Raw genomic sequence first — 20921 nt, forward strand, 5'->3', positions numbered from 1 at the left:
GATTTCGGCACGTTTTTGCGAATGATTTGCAATTGCGTTGACAGGCGCCAAAAGCGCCTTATAGTTTAATGCAACTCATTCGCAAAAGCAGATCAGGAGAGCCTATGCTCCGCCGTTCGTTTCATGCCCTTCTTCTCAGCCTGCCGCTTCTGTCAGCCGCACCCGCCATCGCCCAGGAAAAACCGAAGGTCGTGACGACCTTCACCATCATCGCCGACATCGCCTCCAACGTGGCGGGCGACGCCGCCGTGGTGGAATCGATCACCAAGCCGGGTGCCGAAATCCACAACTACCAGCCGACGCCGCGCGATATCCTCAAGGCGCAGGATGCCAAGCTGGTTCTGTGGAACGGCCTCAACCTCGAACTCTGGTTCCAGAAATTCCTCGCCAATCTCGGCGACGTGCCGAATGTCACGGTCAGCGAGGGCATCGAGCCGATGAGCATCGTGGAAGGTCCCTATGAGGGCAAGCCGAACCCGCATGCCTGGATGTCGCCCAGCAATGCGCTGATCTATGTCGAGAATATCCGCAAGGCGCTGGTCGCCCTCGACCCCGCCAATGCCGCGACCTACGACGCCAATGCCAAGGCCTATAGCGAGAAGATCACGGCGCTCGGCGCGGAGATGAAGGCGAAGATCGATGCGCTGCCGGAAGACAAGCGCTGGCTCGTCACCAGCGAAGGCGCCTTCAGCTACCTCACCCGCGATTTCGGTTTGAAGGAACTCTTCCTCTGGCCGATCAACGCCGACCAGCAGGGCACGCCGAAACAGGTGAAGGCGGTGATCGACGCGGTGCGCGAGCACAATATCCACGTCGTCTTCTCCGAAAGCACCGTCTCGGCCGACCCGGCAAAACAGGTCGCCGCCGAGACGGGCGCCACCTATGGCGGCATCCTCTATGTCGACTCGCTGAGCGAGGCGGACGGCCCCGTGCCCACCTACCTGGATCTGCTGCGCGTGACCTCCGAAACCATCGTGAAAGGCCTTTCGCAATGATGATGGGCAGCAAGCCGAAGAGGGTGGACGGCATCGTCGCCGAGGATGTCACCGTCACCTATCGCAACGGCATGACGGCGCTGCGCCATGCGAGCTTCTCCGTGCCGAAGGGCACGATCACCGCTCTCGTCGGCGTCAACGGTGCGGGCAAATCCACGCTCTTCAAGGCGATCATGGGCTTCGTGCCGGTCGCCGCCGGCAAGGTGACGATCCTCGGGCTCTCCGTGAAGGAAGCGCTGAAGAAGAACCTCGTCGCCTACGTGCCGCAGGCCGAAGAGGTCGACTGGACCTTCCCGGTGCTGGTCGAGGACGTGGTGATGATGGGCCGCTACGGCCACATGAACTGGCTGCGCATCCCCACCAAACACGACCACGACCTGGTCGATGAGGCGCTGACGCGCGTCAACATGGCCGCCTTCCGCAAGCGCCAGATAGGCGAACTCTCCGGCGGCCAGCGCAAACGCGTCTTCCTCGCCCGGGCCTTGGCGCAGGAGGGCCAGGTGATCCTGCTCGACGAGCCCTTCACCGGCGTCGACGTCAACACGGAAGAACAGATCGTCGAGCTGCTCGGCAAACTGCGCGACGAAGGCCGCGTCATGCTGGTCTCCACCCACAATCTCGGCAGCGTGCCGGATTTCTGCGACCGCACCGTCTTCGTCAAGGGCACGGTCATCGCCTCCGGCCCGACGAAGGAAACCTTCACGGAAGCCAACCTGGAACGCGCCTTCGGCGGCGTTCTGCGCCACTTCATCCTCGGCGGCCATGATCTGCACGACGACGAGGACAAGCGCACAGTCAAGGTCATCACCGACGACGAGCGCCCCTTCGTCATCTACGGCGAGCGCGACACGGAGAAGACACCGTGATCGATACCCTGCTCGAACCCTTCGGCTACGGCTACATGGTCAACGCCATGTGGGTCAGCGCGCTGGTCGGCTGTATTTGCGGCTTTCTCTCCGCCTATCTGATGCTGAAGGGCTGGTCGTTGATCGGCGATGCACTTTCGCACTCGATCGTGCCGGGCGTTGCCGGCGCCTATATGCTTGGCCTGCCCTTTGCGGCCGGCGCCTTCCTGTCCGGCGGGCTCGCCGCCGCCGCCATGCTCTTCCTCAACCGCAAGACCAAGCTGAAGGAAGACGCGATCATCGGCATGATCTTCTCCTCCTTCTTCGGCCTCGGCCTCTTCATGGTCTCGCTCTCGCCGACGCCGGTGAACATCCAGACCATCGTACTCGGCAATATCCTCGCCGTCAGCCCGGAGGATACGATCCAGCTCGCCATTATCGGCGCCGTCACGCTGCTCATCCTGCTTTTGAAGTGGAAGGACTTGATGGTCACCTTCTTCGACGAGAGCCACGCCCGCTCGATCGGCCTCAACCCGACGGGCCTGAAGATCCTGTTCTTCACCCTGCTCAGCGCCTCCACGGTCGCCGCCATGCAGACGGTCGGCGCCTTCCTGGTCATCGCCATGGTGGTGACGCCGGGGGCCACCGCCTATCTGCTGACCGACCGCTTCCAGCGCCTCATCGTCATCGCAGCAGCGCTTGGCGCCGGCACCAGCTTCGTCGGCGCCTATATCTCCTACTTCCTCGATGGCGCCACCGGCGGCATCATCGTCGTGCTGCAGACGGTGATCTTCCTGCTCGCCTTCCTCTTTGCCCCGAAACACGGCCTCCTCGCCGCGCGCCGCAAGGGCCGGCTGGCGCTTGAACCCGCGGAAGGCGCCCAGCCATGAACGAGACGCTCGAACTCGCGATCATGCCCTTCCAGCTCGCCTTCATGCAGAACGCCTTCCTGGTGACGCTGATGATCGCCGTGCCGATGGCGCTGCTCTCCTGCTACCTCGTGCTGAAGGGCTGGTCGCTGATGGGCGACGCGGTCTCCCATGCCGTGCTACCGGGCGTGGTCATCGCCTATGTCGTCGGCCTGCCCTTTGCGGCCGGCGCCTTCGTCGCCGGCCTGTTCTGCGCGCTCGCCGCCGGCTACCTCAAGGACAACAGCCGGGTGAAGGAAGACACGATCCTCGGCATCGTCTTCTCCGGCATGTTCGCGCTTGGCCTGGTACTCTACGTCAAGATCCAGCCGGATATCCATCTCGATCATATCCTGTTCGGCGACATGCTCGGCATCGCCGTGTCCGATCTTGTGGAAACCGCAGCGATCGCCACCGCATCCACGGCCTTCATCCTGCTCTTCCGCAAGGACCTGCTGGTGCATGCCTTCGACCGGCAGCACGCGTCCGCCATCGGCCTGCCCGTCAACCTGCTGCATTACGGCCTGCTCGCCGTGCTGTCGCTCGTCGTCGTCGGCGCGCTGAAGGCGGTCGGCATCATCCTGGCCATCGCCATGCTGGTGGCACCGGGCGCCATCGCCGCCCTCGTCACGCGGCGCTTCCCGAGCATGCTGATGGTCGCGGTCAGCGTCGCCCTCGGCGCCACCTTCTTCGGTATCTGGCTGAGCTTCATCATCGACAGTGCGCCAGCCCCGACCATCGTGCTTTTGATGACCATCCTCTTCGTCTTCGCCTTCCTCTGGAACGTGCTGCAAAGCCGCAAGCCCGCGCAGGAGACCTGATCCGGCGCGGGCGGGGGTCTGTCGACAGACGTCCGGTTTACGTCTATCGTCCCGCGCGATCGACAGGCGGTGCTTCGCGGCCGGTCGCAACGAAAGATAGAACAAGCACGGGACGGCATGGCGCATATCGGTATCGTCGGCAGCGGCCTCATGGGCTGCGCCACAGCGCTCAATCTGCTGGAGCAGGGCCACAGCGTCACCATCCTGGAGCGGGACGCCGGCGGCCTGCCGGCTTCCGTCGGCAATGCCGGCATCCTGGCGGTGCCGGAGATCGATCCGCTCGCCCGGCCCGGCATGCTGCTGTCCGTGCCGAAATGGCTGCTCGACCCGCAGGGGCCGCTCACCGTGCGCTGGCAGGATCTGCCGGCACTCGCCCCCTGGCTCATCCGCTTCCTGATTTCGGCAAGCGCGGACAAGGTCGCCGCCAGCCGCGCCGCTATGCTCTCCCTCATGAAGACCGCGGAGGCCGATCATGTGCGCCTCGGCACCCTGGCCGGCATCAGCGGCCATCTGCGCGACACCGGCGCGCTCACCGTCTTCGATAGCACTGCTGCCCGCGACAAGACCTTCGCCCATGAGGCGGAAAATGCCCGGCTGATCGGCTGCAATATCGAGAAGCTGACGGCCGAGGAAGCCCGCCGCCGCGTGCCCGCCTTGCAGGGCGCCTTCGCGGGCGCAATCTTCAGCGACGGCTACAAGACCTTCGACTATCCGCTGACCTTCCTGCGTCGCCTCCAGGCGGTGCTGCGCGAACGGGCGACGCTGCTGGACGCCACCGTGTCTTCGGTTGCGCGCGCGGAAAACGGCGTCCTCGTGCGGACGGAAGGCGGACGGGAATTCACCTTCGATCGCCTCGCCATCACCGCCGGCGTCTGGTCGCGCCGCTTCGTCGCCGATCTCGGCCTGACGGTGCTGCTCGAAACCGAGCGCGGCTACAACACCACCTTCATGAACCCGTCGACCACGCTGGAAATGCCGGTCTTCTTCTCCGAGCACGGCTTCGTCGCCACGCCCTTCGAGAATGCGCTGCGCATCGGCGGCGCGGTGGAGCTCGCCTCGCCGGAAGCTCCCGCCAACTACAAGCGCGCCGCCGCCATGCGCAAGAAAATGCGCCGCTATGTGCCGGATCTCCAGGAAGAGGGCGGCACGGAATGGATGGGCCGCCGTCCCTCGACGCCGGACACGCTGCCCGTGATCAGCCTGCATCCCGGCGATCCGCGCATCGCCTTTGCCTTCGGCCACGGCCATCTCGGCCTGACGCTGTCGGCAACGACCGGCCGCCATGTCGCGCGCCTGCTCGCCGGCGAAGGCGACGCGGCGCTCGCCCCCTTTTCCATCGCCCGTTTCCAGTAGGCGCGCGATCTCCATAACAACAACAAACAAGAGACCGACCATGCATAAGGTTATTTTCGATACGGATCCCGGCGTCGACGACGCGATGGCGCTGCTGTTCCTGCACAATCACCCCGAGATCGACCTGATCGGCATCACCACCGTCTTCGGCAATGCCTCCATTGAGACGACGACGCGCAACGCGCTGTTCCTGAAGCGTGAATGGGGTATCGAAGCACCTGTCGCCAAGGGTGACGGCAAGACTTACAACCCGATGCGCAACCCGATCGACTGGCCGGTGATGATCCACGGCCATGACGGGCTCGGCAATATCGACGTGCCGGAAACGATCGACCTGCCGCTCGACCCGCGTTCCGCGTCCCGCTTCATCATCGAGACGGTCCGGGCAAATCCCGGCGAGGTGACGCTGATCGCCGTCGGCCGCATGTCGAACCTCGCTTATGCGCTGAAGGAAGACCCGGCGATTGCAGGCCTCGTCAAACAGGTCATCATCATGGGCGGTGCCTTCGACGTGCCCGGCAACATCACGCCCGCCGCCGAAGCGAACATCCATGGCGACCCGGAAGCCGCCGATGCGGTGATGATGGCGCCGTGGAAGGTGGTCGTCGTCGGCCTCGATGTGACGATGAAGACCGTGATGACGCGCAAGCGCCTCGCCGAACTGACCGCGCAGAACGGCAAGCACCTGAAGCTGCTCTCCGACATCTCGCAGTTCTATATCGACTTCTATGGCCAGCATGTGAAGGACGAGGGCATGGTGGTGCATGATAGCTGCGCCTGCATCTACCTCGTGGCACCCGACCTCTTCACCACCCGTTCGGGCGCGATCCGCGTCGTGGCCGGCGGTATCGCCGATGGCCAGACAATCCAGAAGCCTGACGCGCGCAGCTTCCCGCCCGGCAACTGGGACGACCAGCCCAGCCAGCACGCCTGCATCGGCATCGATTCGGAAAAGGTGATGGCGCTGCTCGACGAAACGCTCGTTCGCTGAAAAACCCGCCGGCCGATGCCCGTCACCGGCCGGCGTATTCCTCCCACCATTTGAGGACGCGCAATGCCCGAAGCGTAACCCAGCGCGAAGGCTCTCCCACCACCTCCATCTCGAACCACACCGGCCCCTTGAGCTGCCAGTCGAGCGGCCAGGTGCCATCCTGCGATTGGCGGGCGCGCAGATGGTCGATGGCCTCGCCGAGGCGGGGATCGGGCGCCGCGCCGGTCGCAAGAGACGCTGCGCGAAAATATTCGAGCCCGCGCAAGACATCGTAGCGCCAGCGGTTCGGGTGCAGGAATTTCAGATAACGCTCATCGGCCGGTGCGCCGGTGCTCAAACGGCGAAACAGGCCGCGTTCCAGCAGATATTCCTCACCCGCCGCCCGTGCCGCCCGCGTTTCGGCCGTGGCGCCCACCGCCTCCTCATAGGCGAGAAGGCCTTCCAGCACATTGATCGTTGAATGGAAGGAAGAGCGGTGCGAGCCGTTGCAGCGCTCGCAGTTCCAGCCGCCATCGGCCTGGCGTTCGCCGAGCAGGCGCGTGACGATCGGCGAGACATCGACGCCGAAATAGGCCCCGGCTATCACCGTGCGCCCGTTGATGCACTCCTCCACCTCACCGTCCCAGTAAGGCTGGCCGTCATGGTCCCAGCGGGAATTCCGGCCGATAAGATCCACCGTGCGCTGCGCGCGTTCCGATGTGGGATCGAGGCCGAAATCGTAAAGCTGCTGGAGCGAAAAGCAGGTGGCGGTCCAGGCCTGGCCGAGTTCGCGCCATTTCTCTTCCGAATAATCCGCCGGCATGAAGGCGCCGCCGGCCCATTGCCCGTCCGCATCCTGATGGGAGAGAAGTTCCGCGCCCCAGCCTTCGGTTTCCACCTTGGCGCGCTCGGCCTGCCACGCCGCTTCCGGCGCATCGAGGAGATCGCGCAGCACCTGCCAGCGGATCGCGGGATCCGAAGCGAGAAGCCAGTCGATGACCGAGCCGGAGGGAGCCATGGAGCGAAGTCTAGCAGCCCCGCATGGCAATTTCTATTCCGGCGTCGCGGGAAGCTGCCAGTCAATCGGCTTGCGTCCATGTTCTTCGAGGAATGCATTCGCCTGCGAAAACGGCTTGGAACCGAGGAACCCATTATGCGCCGAGAGCGGCGACGGATGGGCGGAGCGCAGCACGAGATGGCGGCTGCGATCGACGAAGGCCGCCTTCTTCTGGGCATAGGAGCCCCAGAGAATGAAGACGACGGGCTTTTCCTGCTCGTTGACGGCGCGGATGACGGCATCGGTAAACCGCTCCCAGCCGCGACCCTGATGCGAGGCCGCGCGGCCCATCTCCACCGTCAGGACGCTGTTGAGCAGCAGCACGCCCTGCTTGGCCCAATGTTCCAGAAAGCCATGGCGCACCGGTGCGATGCCGAGGTCCGTCTGCATCTCCTTGTAGATATTGACCAGCGACGGCGGGATGCGCACGCCCGGCTGCACGGAGAAACACAGGCCATGCGCCTGCCCCTCGCCGTGATAGGGGTCCTGTCCGAGGATGACGACGCGCACCTCGTCGAGCGGCGTCAGGTCGAGCGCGCGAAAATATTCCGCACCCTTCGGGAAGATGCGCCGCCCCTCCTGCTTCTGCTCCAGCAGGAACTTCTTGAGGTCGGCCATGTAGGGGCTGGAGAATTCCGCCGAAAGAGGGGCCTTCCAGCTCTCGCCGATCTTCACATCCGTCATCGTCCGCTCCCGTCCAGCACTTGCGAAAGGAAGCGGAGTTTAACGCCGGATGGCCGGGAGGACCGGCCAAAGGGCCGGTCATCCACAGCTAATCTCAGGCGACGCCCAGCACCGTCATCAGGCTTTTCATGCGCGCGGCCGCCAAGTCCGGCTTGTCGAGCACATTCGCCTGGTCGGCAAGGCGGAAGACATCAGCATAATGCATGACGCCGCGGGCGGACTGCATGCCGGCCGGCATGGTGAAATGGTCCTGGTGGCCGTTCAGCCAGGCAAGGAACACGACGCCCGCCTTGTAATATTGCGTCGGCGCCTCGAAAATCTTGCGCGACAGCGGCACCGTCGGCTCGATGACGGCGCGGAACGTCTCGACATCGCCAGCGGCAAGCGAAGCGAGTGCCTTGGAGGCCTGCGGCGCCACCGCATCGAAAATGCCGAGCAGCGCATGGCTGTATTTACGGCCATCGCCCTCGATCAGTTCGGCATAGTTGAAATCGTCACCGGTAAAGCACAGCACGCCCTCCGGCAGCCGATCGCGCAGTGCCACTTCCTTGGCGTTTTCGAGCAGCGAGATCTTGATGCCCTCGACCTTTTCGCGGTTCTCCTCGATGATCGAGAGCACGGCATCCAGCGCCGGCTCGAAACTGTCCGAACCCCAATAGCCTTTCAACTGCGGATCGAACATGTCGCCGAGCCAGTGCAAAACGACCTTGTCCTTCGCCTGGCCGAGGATGTGGCCGTAGACCTTGCGGTAATCGTCCGGCGACGTGGCAAGGCGGGCAAGCGCGCGGCTCGCCATCATGATCGCCCGGCCGCCATGTTTCTCGACGAAGCCGACCTGCTCCTCATAGGCCCGGATCACATCGTCCAGCGAACGCGCATCGGCCGGGTTGAGATGGTCCGTGCCGGCACCGCAGGCAAGATCGGCGCCCGGCACCGTGCGCGCCTCGGCGAGCGAACGGCTGATCAGCTCCTGCGCACCCGCCCAATCGAGCCCCATGCCGCGCTGCGCCGTATCCATCGCCTCGGCGATGCGGAAACCGAGCGACCAGAGATGGTGCCGGAAGGCCAGCGTCGCGTCCCAGTCAACCGCCGGCGCTTCCCACGGCCGCACATCGCGGCGCGGGTCGGAGACCACATGCGCCGCCGCATAGGCGATACGGTTGAAGCGCGGCAGCGCGGACGGCCGGGCAAGCGGCGTGCCGATAAGATCGTAACGGGCAAGGCCACCATCCGTCTGCGGCAGGGTAAGGCTGATCGACATGAAATCCTCCCAAGGGGTTTTCCACGGCAATAATTTAGATCGTTCCAAATTTCAAGGTGATTTTTAATGCCTGGCGCCGCGACGTCCCCAACCATGACGCCTCCTCAACAAAGAGAGCGTGGCGCAGCATTTCCGTAAGTATTTGAAAATACACAAAATATTGATCAGGATGTCAACTCCGACCTCTCCCGAAAACACGCGCAATTCAGAAGAACATTGGCAACCGATACTCCTTTCCTCGAATCCAACCGACAAAATATCTGGCAGTCCCGCTTGACAAATTTGGAACGATCCAATTAATTAGAACCAACAAGCGGGCAGACTTCGCACCGCTGAGGGAGGATGACAGTGAACAAGAGCCGGGTGACCGTCGTCGATATTGCGCGCGCCGCCGGCGTGTCGAAATCGACCGTCTCGCTCGTCCTCCAGTCAAGCCCGCTCGTCAACGAGACGACGCGCGCCAAGGTCAACGCCACCATCCGCGAACTCGGCTATGTCTACAATCGTGGTGCTGCGAACCTTCGTCAATCCGCCTCCTCGCGCATCATCGGCATCATCGTCAACGACCTCACCAACTCCTTCTTCGCCGAGCTTGCGGTGGGCATGGACATGGTCATGCAGTCCGCCGGCTATGTGCAGTTCCTGTCGAATTCCGCCGAAAGCGTCGATCGCCAGCGCGAGGTCATCGCCTCGATGCGCGAACACGGTATTGCCGGCCTCATCATCTCCCCCGCCCGCGGCACGGAAGCGTCCGACCTGAAGCCGCTCGCCGCAAGCGGCATCCCGGTCGTCGCCGTGGTGCGCAACGTGGTCGGCGCGAAGGTCTCGACGCTGTTTTCCGACAATTATGCCGGCGCGAAGGATGCCGTGCGGCACCTGATCGACCTCGGCCATCGCCGCATCGCCTTTCTCGGCGGCATCGCGAACACCACGGTCTTTGCCGAACGCGTGCAGGGCTGGCGCGATGCGCTGGCGGAAGCCGGCCTCGACGCGCCCGACAGCTGCGTCATCGGCTCGACGGCATCGCGGGCCGGCGGGGTCGCCGCCATCGAGCGCGCGCTCTCGCTGCCCGAGCCGCCGACGGCCGCCCTCTGCTTCAACGACGCGGCCGCCTTCGGCGTCTGCGACGGCCTGCGTACCGCCGGCAAGGAGCCCGGCCGCGATTTCGGTGTGGTCGGCTTCGACGACGTGATCGAGGCCGAGACCGCCGTGCCGGCGCTGACGACGGTGTCCGTCGATCCGCAGGGCATGGGCCGGCGGGCGGCACAGATGCTTTTGAAACAGGTCAATGCGGGCCGGGTGGAGCCCGAGGCGATCGTCAGTTCCGTGCGCCTCGTGGTGCGCCAGAGCTGCGGCGCCGGGCTGAAGGATAAGACGAGGAGGATTTCGGCATGACACGGTGGGGTTTGATCGGGGCGAGCACGATCGCCAAGGAATGGATGATCGGCGCGATCCGCGCGACGGGCGGCGAAATCGTCTCCGTGATGAGCACGAACGCCGAGCGCGGCAAGGCCTATGCGGCCGAGCAGGGCATCGCGAAATCGGTAACGACGCTCGCCGAAATCGTCGATGATCCCGGCATCGACGCCGTCTACATCTCGACGACCAATGAACTGCACCGCGACCAGGCGCTGGCCGCCGCCAAGGCGGGCAAACACATCCTCTGCGAAAAGCCGCTCGCCATGTCGCTCGATGATGCCCGGGCGATGGTCCAGGCCGCCCGCGACGCAGGCGTCGTCATGGCGACCAACCATCACCTGCGCAATGCGGCGACGCACGGGGCGATGCGCGAGGCGATCAAGGCCGGCCGCATCGGCACCCCACTCTCCGCCCGCGTCTTCCACGCCGTCTATCTGCCGCCGCACCTGCAGGGCTGGCGGCTCGATCGCCCGGAAGCCGGCGGCGGCGTCATCCTCGATATCACCGTGCACGACACCGACACGCTGCGCTTCGTGCTCGACGACGATCCGGCGGAGGCGATCGCCTTCGCGCAGGCCGGCGGCATGGGCAAGGCGGGGCTGGAGGATGCCGTGATGGGCGTGCTGCGCTTCCGGAATGGCGTGATCGCCCAGTTCCACGATGGCTTCACCACCAAATTCGCTGAAACCGGCCTGGAAGTGCATGGCACGGACGGCTCGCTGATCGGCCGCAATGTCATGACGCAGCGCGCCGCCGGCACCGTGACGCTGCGCGACGCGAGCGGCGAGCAGGAATTGCTGCTCGACCATCGCAATCTCTATGAAACCGCCCTTGCGGCCTTCTATGCGGCCATCAAGGGCGAAGGCAAACCGTCCGCGACCGGCGAAGACGGCGTCTGGTCGCTCGCGGCGGGGCTTGCCGTCGTCGAGGCGGCGCGCACGGGCCGGGCGGTCCGTATCGAACCTGGAATTTAAGTCCTATGAGCAAGCATATCACCCCGCGCCAGGCCGCGGACCTGATCCCGGACGGCGCCGTCGTTTCGGTCTCCTCCTCCTCCGGTCTCGGCTGCCCGGACCTGATGCTGAAGGCGATCGGCGAACATTTCGACGAGACCGGCAGCCCGAAGAACCTGACGACGCTGCACCCAATCGCCGCCGGCGACATGAGCGGCATCAAGGGCGTGGATTACATCGCGAAAAAGGGTCTTTTGAAGAAGATCATCGGCGGCTCCTACCCGTCCGGCCCCTCCTCCTCCGAACCGCCGCTGATCTGGCAGATGATCGGCAGCGACGAGGTCGCGGCCTATAACATCCCCTCCGGCATCCTCTTCGACATGCACCGCGAGGCCGCTGCCAAGCGCCCCGGCGTCATCACAAAGGTCGGCCTCGAAACCTTCGTCGACCCGTGCCGCGAAGGCTGCGCGATGAACGCCTCGGCCGCACGCGAACCCGTGGTGGAAAAGATCACTTTCGCCGGTGAGGAATGGCTCTATTTCAAGGCGATCGCGCCACAGGTGGCGATCATCCGCGCCACCACCGCAGACGAACGCGGCAACCTGACCTATGAACACGAGGGCGCCTATCTCGGCGGACTCGATCAGGCGCTCGCCGCCCGCAACAATGGCGGCATCGTCATTGCGCAGGTCAAGCGCATCGTCAAGGAAGGCTCGCTGAAGCCGCATGATGTGCGCGTGCCGGGCGTGCTGGTCGATTATGTCGTGGTCGATCCGGACCAGAAGCAGACGACGCAGACGTTGTACGACCCTGCCATTTCCGGCGAGATTTTCAGGCCGCTAGACACATTCCGCGTGCCGGAATTCAATATCCAGAAGGTCATCGCCCGCCGCGTGGCGCAGGAGCTGGAGGGCGGCAGCGCCGTCAATCTCGGCTTCGGCATTTCCGCCAACGTGCCGCGCATCCTGCTCGAAGAGGGCCTGCATGGCGCCGTCACCTGGGTGATCGAACAGGGTGCGGTCGGCGGCGTGCCGCTGCTCGACTTCGCCTTCGGCTGCGCCTCCAATGCCGATGCCTTCATGCCCTCGCCCTACCAGTTCACCTATTTCCAGGGCGCGGGCTTCGATGCCTCGCTGCTCTCCTTCCTGGAAATCGGCAAGGACGGCTCGGTCAACGTCTCAAAACTTTCCTTCCGCCCCCATGTGACGGCAGGTGCCGGCGGCTTCGTCGACATCACGGCGCGGGCGAAGAAGATCGTCTTCTCCGGCATGTTCAATGCCGGCGCCAAGCTCGCCGTCGAGGGCGGCAAGCTGGTGATCGAGAAGGAAGGCAAGCTGAAGAAGCTGGTCAATGCGGTCGAGCATGTCACCTTCTCCGGCCCGCGCGGCGTCGCGCAGGGGCAGGACATCACCTATGTCACCGAGCGCTGCGTGCTGAAACTGACGCCCAAGGGTGTCGTGCTCACCGAGATCGCGCCGGGTGTCGATCTCCAGGCACATATCCTCGACCAGTCGGAATTTGCGCTGATCGTTTCGCCTGACCTGAAGGTGATGGATGCCGCACTCTTCACCGATGCGCCGATCGGCCTGACGCTGCCGCAGAAGGCCCCGCGCCAACTGGCAGGAGCGCACCATGGCTGAGCCGCGCATCCGCATCTCCATCGAAGGCGCCATCGCGACGATCACCGTCGCGCGGCCGGAAAAGCTGAACGCCTTTGATATCGACATGCTGAAGGAACTGTCCGCCGCCTGTGACGAGGTCGAGGCGAATGCCGCGATCCGCGTCGCGATCCTTACCGGCGAGGGCAAGGCCTTTTCCGCCGGCGGCGACATCCGCGCCTGGGGCGGCATGGATGCCAATGAATTCGGCCACGCCTGGGTGCGCTTCGGCCACCGGGTCTTCGAACGGCTGGCGACGCTGCGCATGCCGCTGATCGCCGCCGTCAATGGCCACGCACTCGGCGGCGGGCTGGAACTGGCGGCTGCCGCCGATATCCGAATCGCCGAAACGCAGGTGAAGATAGGCCTGCCGGAAGCGGGCCTCGGCATGGTGCCCGGCTGGTCCGGCACGCAGCGCCTCGTCAAGCGTTTTGGCGCGCAGGCCGTGCGGCGCATGCTGCTCGGCGGCGAAGTGCTGACGGCGGCGGAAGCGGAAACACTCGGCATTGTCGATCAGGTCGTGGAGACCGGAACGGCCGTCGAGGCCGCGAAGGCCTATGCGGCGCGCATCGCGGCACGCGGGCCGGCGGCGACGGAAGTGTCGAAGCTGATGATCGCGGTGGCGAACAACGAAGACAATGGTGCGGCGGTGGAGGCCCTGGGCTCGATCCTCGTCGCCAAGACCGGGGACCTCAAAGAAGGCGTCGCCGCCTTCACGGGAAAACGCCCCGCAGACTTCAAGGGAGAATGGTAATGACCGCGCATGTGAAACCCAAGGCGCTCGACAATTTCCAGGCACGCGATTTCCGCATGCTGATCGACGGCGTCTGGACGGAAGGTGCCGGCCCGGCACTTGAGCGCGTGGCACCCGGCCACGGCATCGTGGTGAGCCGCTATCCGGCCGGCACCAAGGCCGATGCGGAGCGCGCCATCGCGGCAGCCCGCAAAGCCTTCGACGAGGGTCCGTGGCCGAACATGACGGGCGCTGAGCGCTCCAACATCCTGCTGAAGGCCGCCGACCTCATCGCCGCACGCGCCGACGAACTCGCCTTCCTCGACTGCATCGAGAGCGGCAAGCCGATCAGCCAGGCGAAGGGCGAACTCGGCGGTGCCGCCGATATCTGGCGCTATGCGGCGGCTCTTGCCCGTGACCTGCACGGCGAAAGCTACAACACCCTCGGCCAGGGCACGCTCGGCGTCGTGCTGCGCGAGGCGATCGGCGTCGTCTCGATCATCACGCCCTGGAACTTCCCCTTCCTGATCGTCAGCCAGAAGCTGCCCTTCGCACTCGCCGCCGGTTGCACGACGGTCGTCAAACCCTCGGAACTCACCTCCGGCTCGACGCTGGTGCTCGGCGAAATCCTGATCGAGGCCGGCGTGCCGGCAGGCGTCGTCAACATCCTCACCGGCACCGGCCCCGAAGTCGGCGCACCGATGACGACGCATCCAGATGTCGACATGGTCTCCTTCACCGGTTCGACCGGCGTCGGTCGCCTGACCATGGCCAATGCCGCGCAGACGCTGAAGAAAGTCTCGCTGGAACTCGGCGGCAAGAACCCGCAGATCGTCTTCCCCGACGCCAATCTCGACGAATTCATCGACGCCGCCGTCTTCGGCGCCTATTTCAACGCCGGCGAATGCTGCAATGCCGGCTCGCGGCTGATCCTGCACAAGTCGATTGCCGCGGACGTGACCGCGCGCGTCGCGGAGCTGGCGAAAAAGGTGAAAGTCGGCGATCCGCTCGATCCGACGACCCAGGTCGGCGCGATCATCACGCCACAGCATCTCGAAAAGATCGGCTCCTATGTGGACGGCGCCACCAAGGCCGGCGCTTCGGTCGCCCTTGGCGGCGGTGCGCTCGATCTCGGGCTCGGCCAATTCATGGCGCCGACGATCCTCTCCGGCGTGCTGCCCGACATGACGGTCGCCCGCGAAGAGGTTTTTGGCCCGGTGCTTTCGGTGCTGACCTTCGAGACGACGGAAGAAGCGATCCGCATCGCCAACGCCATCGACTACGGCCTGTCGGCCGGCGTGTGGAGCCGCGATTTCGACACCTGCCTGACGATCGGCCGCAAGGTGCGCGCCGGCACGGTCTGGATGAACACCTTCATGGACGGCGCCTCGGAACTGCCCTTCGGCGGCTATCGGCAGTCCGGCCTCGGCCGCGAACTCGGCCGCCATGCCGTGGAGGACTATACCGAGACCAAGACGCTCAACATGCATATGGGTGCGCGCACCGGCTGGTGGATGCCGCGATGAGCAAACCCTTCCCGGCAACCAAGGCAGGGACCGGCTCCGCCGCCCGCTCAGGGCGTCGGGAAGCTGAATTGCGGGTCCTGCAGGATCGTCAGGTCCTCGACCGGCTCGCCGCCGATGCGCTGAAGGAGCAGCTGCCCCATCGCCTCGCCGGCCGCCTTCAAATCCTCGTAGATCGTCTCGACCTTGGGCTGGATTTGGCTGAGCAGCAGCGAGGTCTGCTTGGCAACGATGTCGTATTCCGTGCCCAGCGTAAAACCCTGGTCGCTCATGCCGGTGATGGTGGCGAGCGCCGAGACTTCGCCGGGACAGGCGAAGCCATCCGGCGCATCGGGCTCGGCGCTGCGGCGGCGCACATAGTCGCGGATCATGTCGGCGGGACTATCGAGATCGAGCGTCTCGGGGATTTCGTAGGCGATGCCCGCCTCGCGCACCGCGGTCATGAAACCGTGCAGCATGTGCTGGTAGAAGGTGAGGCGTTTCGGCGGCAGGATGATCGTCACCTTGCGCCGGCCCTTGACGATCAGCCGCTTGGCGGCCTCGTAGGCGAAGGCGAAATTGTCGTAATCGACGAAGGCATGCGGGGTGGAGAATTCCGTGCGGCCATGCGTGACGAAGGGAAAGCCGTTTTCGAGCAGCAGCCGCACGCGCGGGTCAAAAGGTTCGGTGCGCGAAAAGATCAGGCCGTCGGCCATGCCGTTGCGGATGATGTAGTTGACCGCATCGACATTGCTGCCGTCGAGAAAATTCGGCGTGACGATGAGATGGTAGGGCGTCGCCTGGAGCGCGCGCGCCAGGCCATGCATGATGGACGTGCCGAAGCCCAGAATTTCCTCGTGCGGGTCGAGCAGCACGGAAATGACATTGGTGCGGCCGGTCTTGAGGCGCTGGGCTGCGCGGTCCGGCAGGTAGCCGATCTCGGCGGCCACCTCGTGCACGCGCCGGCGGGTGTTTTCCGAAATCTGCGGCGCATTGCCGAGCGCGCGGGAGACCGTGGTGATCGCAAGGCCCGTCAGTTCGGCAATGGTCTTCAGCGTCGGCTTGCCGGCTCGGGGCGGGCTGCGGGCGGGTTCACTGTCGGCGGGCTTTTCGATGCGGGACACGGGTGCGTTTCTTTGGATGGCGGACGTCGATCGGCGGCACCATACCGGCGCACCCCGCCTCTAGCAATCTTGCGCTGCACAGAATTTAAAACGTTTTCCGTGCACTGCAAAAAGCGCCCTGATTTGCGGCAATTGCCTGCACTGCCTGAATTTACTGCATTTGCGAAAGCACATGGCCTCCGCTACCGGAGCGACTTGACTCCGCAAATTTACAACGTTTTAAATTGGCGCGGCACTTTGAGCCGCAAACGGAATTCCGATGCCTTCAAGGGCGTCGGGGAAATCGGCGGGAGGAGGCTCTCGCCCTCGAACTTGCAAACGGGAGGAATACGATGCGCAAGTTTCTGACAACCACTGCGATCGCCGCGGTGATGATGACCATGGGCGGCATGTCCGCTACCAAGGCAGCCGAAGGCGTCGAGGTTCTGCACTGGTGGACCTCCGGCGGCGAGGCAGCCGCCCTCGACGTCCTGAAGAAGGATCTGGAAGCCAAGGGCATTTCCTGGACCGACATGCCGGTTGCCGGCGGTGGCGGCACGGAAGCCATGACGGTTCTGCGCGCCCGCGTCACGGGCGGCAACGCCCCGACCGCCGTGCAGATGCTCGGCTTCGACATTCTCGACTGGGCCAAGGAAGGCGCACTCGGCAATCTCGACGACGTGGCCGCCAAGGAAGGCTGGGACAAGGTCATTCCGACCGCACTCCAGCAGTTCTCGAAATATGACGGCCACTGGATCGCAGCACCCGTCAACGTGCACTCCACGAACTGGGTCTGGGTCAACAAGGCAGCCCTCGATGCAGCCGGCGGCAAGGAGCCGACGAACTGGGATGAACTCGTCGCCCTTCTCGACAAGTTCAAGGAACAGGGCATCACGCCGGTGGCGCATGGTGGCCAGCCGTGGCAGGACGCGACGATCTTCGACGCGGTCGTGCTCTCCTTCGGCAACGACTTCTACAAGAAGGCCTTCATCGACCTCGATCCGGAAACGCTGGGCAGCCCCCAGATGAAGGAAGCCTTCGACCGCATGACGAAGCTGCGCTCCTACGTGGACGACAACTTCTCGGGCCGTGACTGGAACCTCGCGTCCGCCATGGTCATCGAAGGCAAGGCCGGCGTGCAGTTCATGGGCGACTGGGCGAAGGGCGAATTCATCAAGGCCGGCAAAAAGCCGGGCACGGACTTCGTCTGCATGCGCTTCCCGGGCACGCAGGGTTCGGTCACCTTCAACTCCGACCAGTTCGCGATGTTCAAGGTTGCCGAAGACAAGGTTCCCTCGCAGCTCGTGATGGCATCCGCCATCGAGAGCCCGGCCTTCCAGTCGGCGTTCAACGTGGTCAAGGGCTCTGCCCCGGCGCGCACCGACGTCTCCGACGAAGCCTTCGACGATTGCGGCAAGAAGGCCATCAAGGACCTCGCGGAAGCCAACACCAACGGCTCGCTGTTCGGCTCCATGGCACACGGCCACGCCAACCCGGCCTCCGTTAAGAACGCCATCTATGACGTCGTAACCCGCCAGTTCAACGGCGAGCTTTCCTCCGAGGAAGCCGTGACGGAACTCAAGGCCGCCGTCGAGGCCGCGAAGTAAGGGGCTAGCCCCTCACCATACCCTCTCCCCGCTGGGGAGAGGGGATTTGAACGTCGCGGCAAAGCCCTTCTCCCCGGCGGGGAGAAGGTGGCGGCAGCCGGATGAGGGGGCCACGCGCCGCCCTGCAACCCGATTTCAACGGTGGTATCGACCATGGATAGCCGCAGCCGGCTGCAGGAGCTTTTGCCGAAGCTCGTGCTGGCACCCAGTTTCCTCATCGTGCTCGTCTTCGTCTACGGCTTCATCGCCTATACGGGCTTCCTGTCGCTGACGGACAGCAAGATGCTGCCCTCCTACAATTTCGTGGGGCTGAGCAACTATTCCAAGCTCTGGGCGCTGCCGCACTGGTGGCGGGCGATCTCGAACCTCGCGATCTTCGCCTCGCTCTACATCGTCATCTGCTCGGTGCTGGGCCTGGGGCTCGCCATCCTGCTCGACCAGAAGATCCGCGCGGAAGGCATCCTGCGACCGATCTATCTTTACCCGATGGCGCTCTCCTTCATCGTCACGGGCACCGCCTGGAAGTGGTTCCTCGATCCCGGCATCGGGCTTGAGAACACCATGCACCTCTGGGGCTGGGAAAGCTTCGCCTTCAACTGGATCAAGGACCGCAACTACGCCATCTACTGCGTGGTGATCGCCGCCGTCTGGCAGTCCTCCGGCTTCGTCATGGCCATGTTCCTCGCCGGCCTTCGCGGCGTCGACAACGAGATCATCAAGGCCGCCCAGATCGACGGCGCCTCGACCACCACCATCTATCGCCGCATCATCATTCCGCTGATGCGCCCGGTCTTTCTGTCGGCCTTCGTCGTGCTCGCCCACCTCGCCATCAAGGCCTATGACCTTGTGGTGGCGCTGACCGGCGGCGGCCCCGGCCAGGCGACCGAACTGCCGGCGACCTTCATGTATTCCTACACCTTCACCCGCAACCAGATGGGCATCGGCGCCTCGTCGGCCATCATCATGCTGGTCATGATCTTCTCGATCATCATCCCCTACCTCTATTCCGAAATCCGCGGAGGCAAAGGCCGATGAGCGCTCAAAATCCCGACAACGTCATCTCGCACAACAAGCTGACGCGCGCCCTCATCTACACCGCGCTCATCCTGTTCGCCGTCTACTACATGCTGCCGCTCTACGTGATGCTGGTGAATTCGCTGAAGCCGCTCGACGAGATCCGCCAGGGCGGCATGCTGAACCTGCCGCAGGTCTGGACGATCGAGCCCTGGCTGCAAGCCTGGTCGACCGCGCAGATCGGCGTACAGCCGACGGGCCTTCGCCCCTTCTTCATCAACTCGATCCTGATGGTCGTTCCGGCCGTGGCGATCTCCACCATCATCGGCGCGCTGAACGGTTACGTGCTCACCAAGTGGCAGTTCAAGGGCTCGAACATCTTCTTCGGTCTGTTGCTGCTCTCCTGCTTCATCCCGTTCCAGATCGTGCTGATCCCTATGGCGCGCATCCTCGGCATGCTAGGACTAGCCGGCTCGCTCTGGGGCCTCATCCTGGTGCACATCGTCTACGGCCTCGGCTTCACCACGCTCTACTTCCGCAACTATTACGAAAACTTCCCGACCGAGCTGGTGCGCGCGGCCCAGATCGACGGAGCGAGCTTCTTCCAGATCTTCTACCGCATCCTGCTGCCGTCCTCGGGGCCGATCATCGTCGTCTCCGTCATCTGGCAGTTCACCAATATCTGGAACGACTTCCTGTTCGGCGCCTCCTTCTCCGGCGCCAACACCACGCCGATGACGGTGGCGCTCAACAACCTCGTCTCGTCCTCGACCGGCGTGAAGGAATACAACGTTCACTTCGCAGGCGCGATCCTCGCCGCACTGCCCACCCTCATCGTCTACATCGTCTCCGGACGGTACTTCGTGCGCGGCCTGATGTCCGGCGCCGTGAAAGGATAAGCCCCATGTCTTCAACACAAACGTCATTCCTGAAGATCAGCAATCTGCGCAAATCCTACGGTTCGCTCGAAATCCTCAAGGACATCAACCTCGAGATCGAGCAGGGCGGCTTCCTCGTGCTGGTCGGCCCGTCCGGCTGCGGCAAGTCCACGCTGCTCAACACCATCGCCGGCCTGGAGCCGATCACCTCGGGCGACATCGCCATCGACGGCCGCTCGGTCGCGGGCCTGCACCCGTCCAAGCGCGACATCGCCATGGTGTTCCAGTCCTACGCGCTCTACCCCAACATGACGGTCGGCGGAAACATCGCCTTCGGCATGGAAATTCGCGGCGTGCCGAAGGACGAGCGCGACAAGGCGATCAAGCAGGTCGCCGACATGCTCCAGATCGGCCACCTCTTGGAGCGCAAGCCCGGCCAGCTCTCCGGCGGCCAGCGCCAGCGCGTCGCCATGGGCCGGGCGCTGGTGCGCGATCCAAAGCTGTTCCTGTTCGACGAGCCGCTGTCCAACCTCGACGCGAAGCTGCGCGTCGACATGCGCACCGAGATCAAGCGCCTGCACCAGCGCATGAAGACCACCATCGTCTACGTGACGCATGACCAGATCGAGGCAATGACGCTCGCCACCAAGATCGCGGTCTTGAAGGACGGCGTGCTGCAACAGTTCGGCTCGCCGGCGGAAATCTACAACAACCCCGCCAACATCTTCGTCGCCGACTTCATGGGTTCGCCCGCGATGAACCTGCTTTCGGCGAAGATCGAGCAGAACGGCGCCGGCATGGCGGTCTCACTCGCCCGCCACCAGGCGGAGCCGCTGGTGCTGTCCGTGCCGAACGCCCCCGGCGGACTTGCCGCCTACAAGGGCAAGGATGTTATCTTCGGCATCCGCCCGGAAGCCCTGACGGACCCGGACGGCGCGGACCGCAATGCCCGCACTGTTGCCGAGGGCGATTGCCTGATCGAGGTGGTGGAGCCCGCCGGCGCCGACACCTTCGCCGTCACCCATCTCGGCGGCAAGGAGATAGTCGCACGGCTTCGCGCCGACGTGCGCATCTCCGCCGGCCAGACCGCGCGCCTCGCCTTCAACCTCGACAAGGCCGTGTTCTTCGACCCCGCCAGCCAGCTTCGCATCGCCTGAGCA

At 64.4% G+C, this 20921-nt stretch carries 19 protein-coding genes; 15 read left to right on the forward strand and 4 right to left on the reverse strand.

The genetic code is table 11. The annotated features are described in order from the left end of the window. Positions 1-104 precede the first annotated feature (104 nt). The 6 genes from AC1RWL_RS21805 (at position 105) to AC1RWL_RS21830 (ending at position 5913) form a co-directional block, all read left to right on the forward strand. Complete coding sequence (locus AC1RWL_RS21805; protein WP_493096175.1) at positions 105-995, forward strand: metal ABC transporter substrate-binding protein; 891 nt, start codon at positions 105-107, stop codon at positions 993-995. After that, positions 992-1861 carry a manganese/iron ABC transporter ATP-binding protein gene (locus AC1RWL_RS21810; protein ID WP_327508727.1) on the forward strand — a complete coding sequence of 290 codons (870 nt, stop codon included), beginning with the start codon at positions 992-994 and terminating at the stop codon, positions 1859-1861. The genes AC1RWL_RS21805 and AC1RWL_RS21810 overlap by 4 nt, the downstream gene beginning before the upstream one ends. Continuing rightward, a complete protein-coding gene (locus AC1RWL_RS21815) occupies positions 1858-2730 on the forward strand; it encodes a metal ABC transporter permease (protein ID WP_435266361.1) in 873 nt (290 codons plus the stop codon). Before AC1RWL_RS21810 ends, AC1RWL_RS21815 begins: the two co-directional genes overlap by 4 nt. After that, on the forward strand, positions 2727-3569 hold the full coding sequence (locus AC1RWL_RS21820) for a metal ABC transporter permease (RefSeq protein WP_493096174.1): 843 nt from the start codon (positions 2727-2729) through the stop codon (positions 3567-3569). The genes AC1RWL_RS21815 and AC1RWL_RS21820 overlap by 4 nt, the downstream gene beginning before the upstream one ends. A 117-nt stretch (positions 3570-3686) precedes the next feature. Further along, positions 3687-4922: an NAD(P)/FAD-dependent oxidoreductase gene (locus AC1RWL_RS21825; protein ID WP_493096173.1), complete on the forward strand. Its 1236-nt coding sequence runs from the start codon at positions 3687-3689 to the stop codon at positions 4920-4922. A gap of 40 nt (positions 4923-4962) precedes the next feature. Next, a complete protein-coding gene (locus tag AC1RWL_RS21830; protein ID WP_493096172.1) occupies positions 4963-5913 on the forward strand; it encodes a nucleoside hydrolase in 951 nt (316 codons plus the stop codon). A gap of 22 nt (positions 5914-5935) precedes the next feature. Here the strand turns inward: AC1RWL_RS21830 and AC1RWL_RS21835 are convergent, their stop codons facing one another. The 3 genes from AC1RWL_RS21835 to AC1RWL_RS21845 all read right to left on the reverse strand — a co-directional run bounded on the left by AC1RWL_RS21835 (position 5936) and on the right by AC1RWL_RS21845 (position 8894). Further along, positions 5936-6910, reverse strand: a complete 975-nt coding sequence (locus AC1RWL_RS21835; RefSeq protein WP_493096171.1) for a squalene cyclase — start codon at positions 6908-6910, stop codon at positions 5936-5938. Positions 6911-6943: 33 nt separating this feature from the next. Beyond that, positions 6944-7633 carry a uracil-DNA glycosylase gene (gene ung, locus AC1RWL_RS21840; RefSeq protein ID WP_493096170.1) on the reverse strand — a complete coding sequence of 230 codons (690 nt, stop codon included), beginning with the start codon at positions 7631-7633 and terminating at the stop codon, positions 6944-6946. A gap of 94 nt (positions 7634-7727) precedes the next feature. Beyond that, positions 7728-8894 (reverse strand): dihydrodipicolinate synthase family protein, encoded by a 1167-nt coding sequence (locus tag AC1RWL_RS21845; protein WP_493096169.1) that lies wholly within the window; start codon positions 8892-8894, stop codon positions 7728-7730. A gap of 348 nt (positions 8895-9242) precedes the next feature. On the opposite strand from AC1RWL_RS21845, the gene AC1RWL_RS21850 reads away from it, so the two are divergent. The 5 genes from AC1RWL_RS21850 to AC1RWL_RS21870 are packed head-to-tail and all read left to right on the forward strand — an operon-like array spanning position 9243 to position 15183. Next, positions 9243-10289: a LacI family DNA-binding transcriptional regulator gene (locus AC1RWL_RS21850; protein WP_493096168.1), complete on the forward strand. Its 1047-nt coding sequence runs from the start codon at positions 9243-9245 to the stop codon at positions 10287-10289. Continuing rightward, positions 10286-11287, forward strand: coding sequence for a Gfo/Idh/MocA family protein (locus AC1RWL_RS21855; RefSeq protein ID WP_493096167.1), 1002 nt, complete (start codon positions 10286-10288; stop codon positions 11285-11287). The genes AC1RWL_RS21850 and AC1RWL_RS21855 overlap by 4 nt, the downstream gene beginning before the upstream one ends. 5 nt (positions 11288-11292) lie before the next feature. Then, complete coding sequence (locus AC1RWL_RS21860) at positions 11293-12906, forward strand: acyl CoA:acetate/3-ketoacid CoA transferase (protein WP_493096166.1); 1614 nt, start codon at positions 11293-11295, stop codon at positions 12904-12906. Beyond that, positions 12899-13678 carry an enoyl-CoA hydratase/isomerase family protein gene (locus tag AC1RWL_RS21865; RefSeq protein WP_493096165.1) on the forward strand — a complete coding sequence of 260 codons (780 nt, stop codon included), beginning with the start codon at positions 12899-12901 and terminating at the stop codon, positions 13676-13678. Before AC1RWL_RS21860 ends, AC1RWL_RS21865 begins: the two co-directional genes overlap by 8 nt. Beyond that, on the forward strand, positions 13678-15183 hold the full coding sequence (locus AC1RWL_RS21870) for an aldehyde dehydrogenase family protein (protein ID WP_493096164.1): 1506 nt from the start codon (positions 13678-13680) through the stop codon (positions 15181-15183). Before AC1RWL_RS21865 ends, AC1RWL_RS21870 begins: the two co-directional genes overlap by 1 nt. 47 nt (positions 15184-15230) lie before the next feature. Here the strand turns inward: AC1RWL_RS21870 and AC1RWL_RS21875 are convergent, their stop codons facing one another. After that, positions 15231-16283 (reverse strand): LacI family transcriptional regulator, encoded by a 1053-nt coding sequence (locus tag AC1RWL_RS21875; protein WP_493096163.1) that lies wholly within the window; start codon positions 16281-16283, stop codon positions 15231-15233. A 371-nt stretch (positions 16284-16654) separates the two neighbouring features. Between AC1RWL_RS21875 and AC1RWL_RS21880 the strand changes: the two genes are divergently transcribed. From AC1RWL_RS21880 to AC1RWL_RS21895, 4 genes are all read left to right on the forward strand, one after another. Further along, a complete protein-coding gene (locus tag AC1RWL_RS21880; RefSeq protein WP_435266569.1) occupies positions 16655-17869 on the forward strand; it encodes an ABC transporter substrate-binding protein in 1215 nt (404 codons plus the stop codon). A gap of 153 nt (positions 17870-18022) precedes the next feature. Next, on the forward strand, positions 18023-18904 hold the full coding sequence (locus tag AC1RWL_RS21885) for a carbohydrate ABC transporter permease (RefSeq protein WP_493096162.1): 882 nt from the start codon (positions 18023-18025) through the stop codon (positions 18902-18904). Next, a complete protein-coding gene (locus AC1RWL_RS21890; RefSeq protein ID WP_256119859.1) occupies positions 18901-19782 on the forward strand; it encodes a carbohydrate ABC transporter permease in 882 nt (293 codons plus the stop codon). The genes AC1RWL_RS21885 and AC1RWL_RS21890 overlap by 4 nt, the downstream gene beginning before the upstream one ends. A 5-nt stretch (positions 19783-19787) precedes the next feature. After that, a complete protein-coding gene (locus tag AC1RWL_RS21895; RefSeq protein WP_493096161.1) occupies positions 19788-20918 on the forward strand; it encodes an ABC transporter ATP-binding protein in 1131 nt (376 codons plus the stop codon). Positions 20919-20921 lie beyond the last annotated feature (3 nt).

This window comes from Shinella sp. GW821-FHT10F02 (assembly GCF_058809275.1).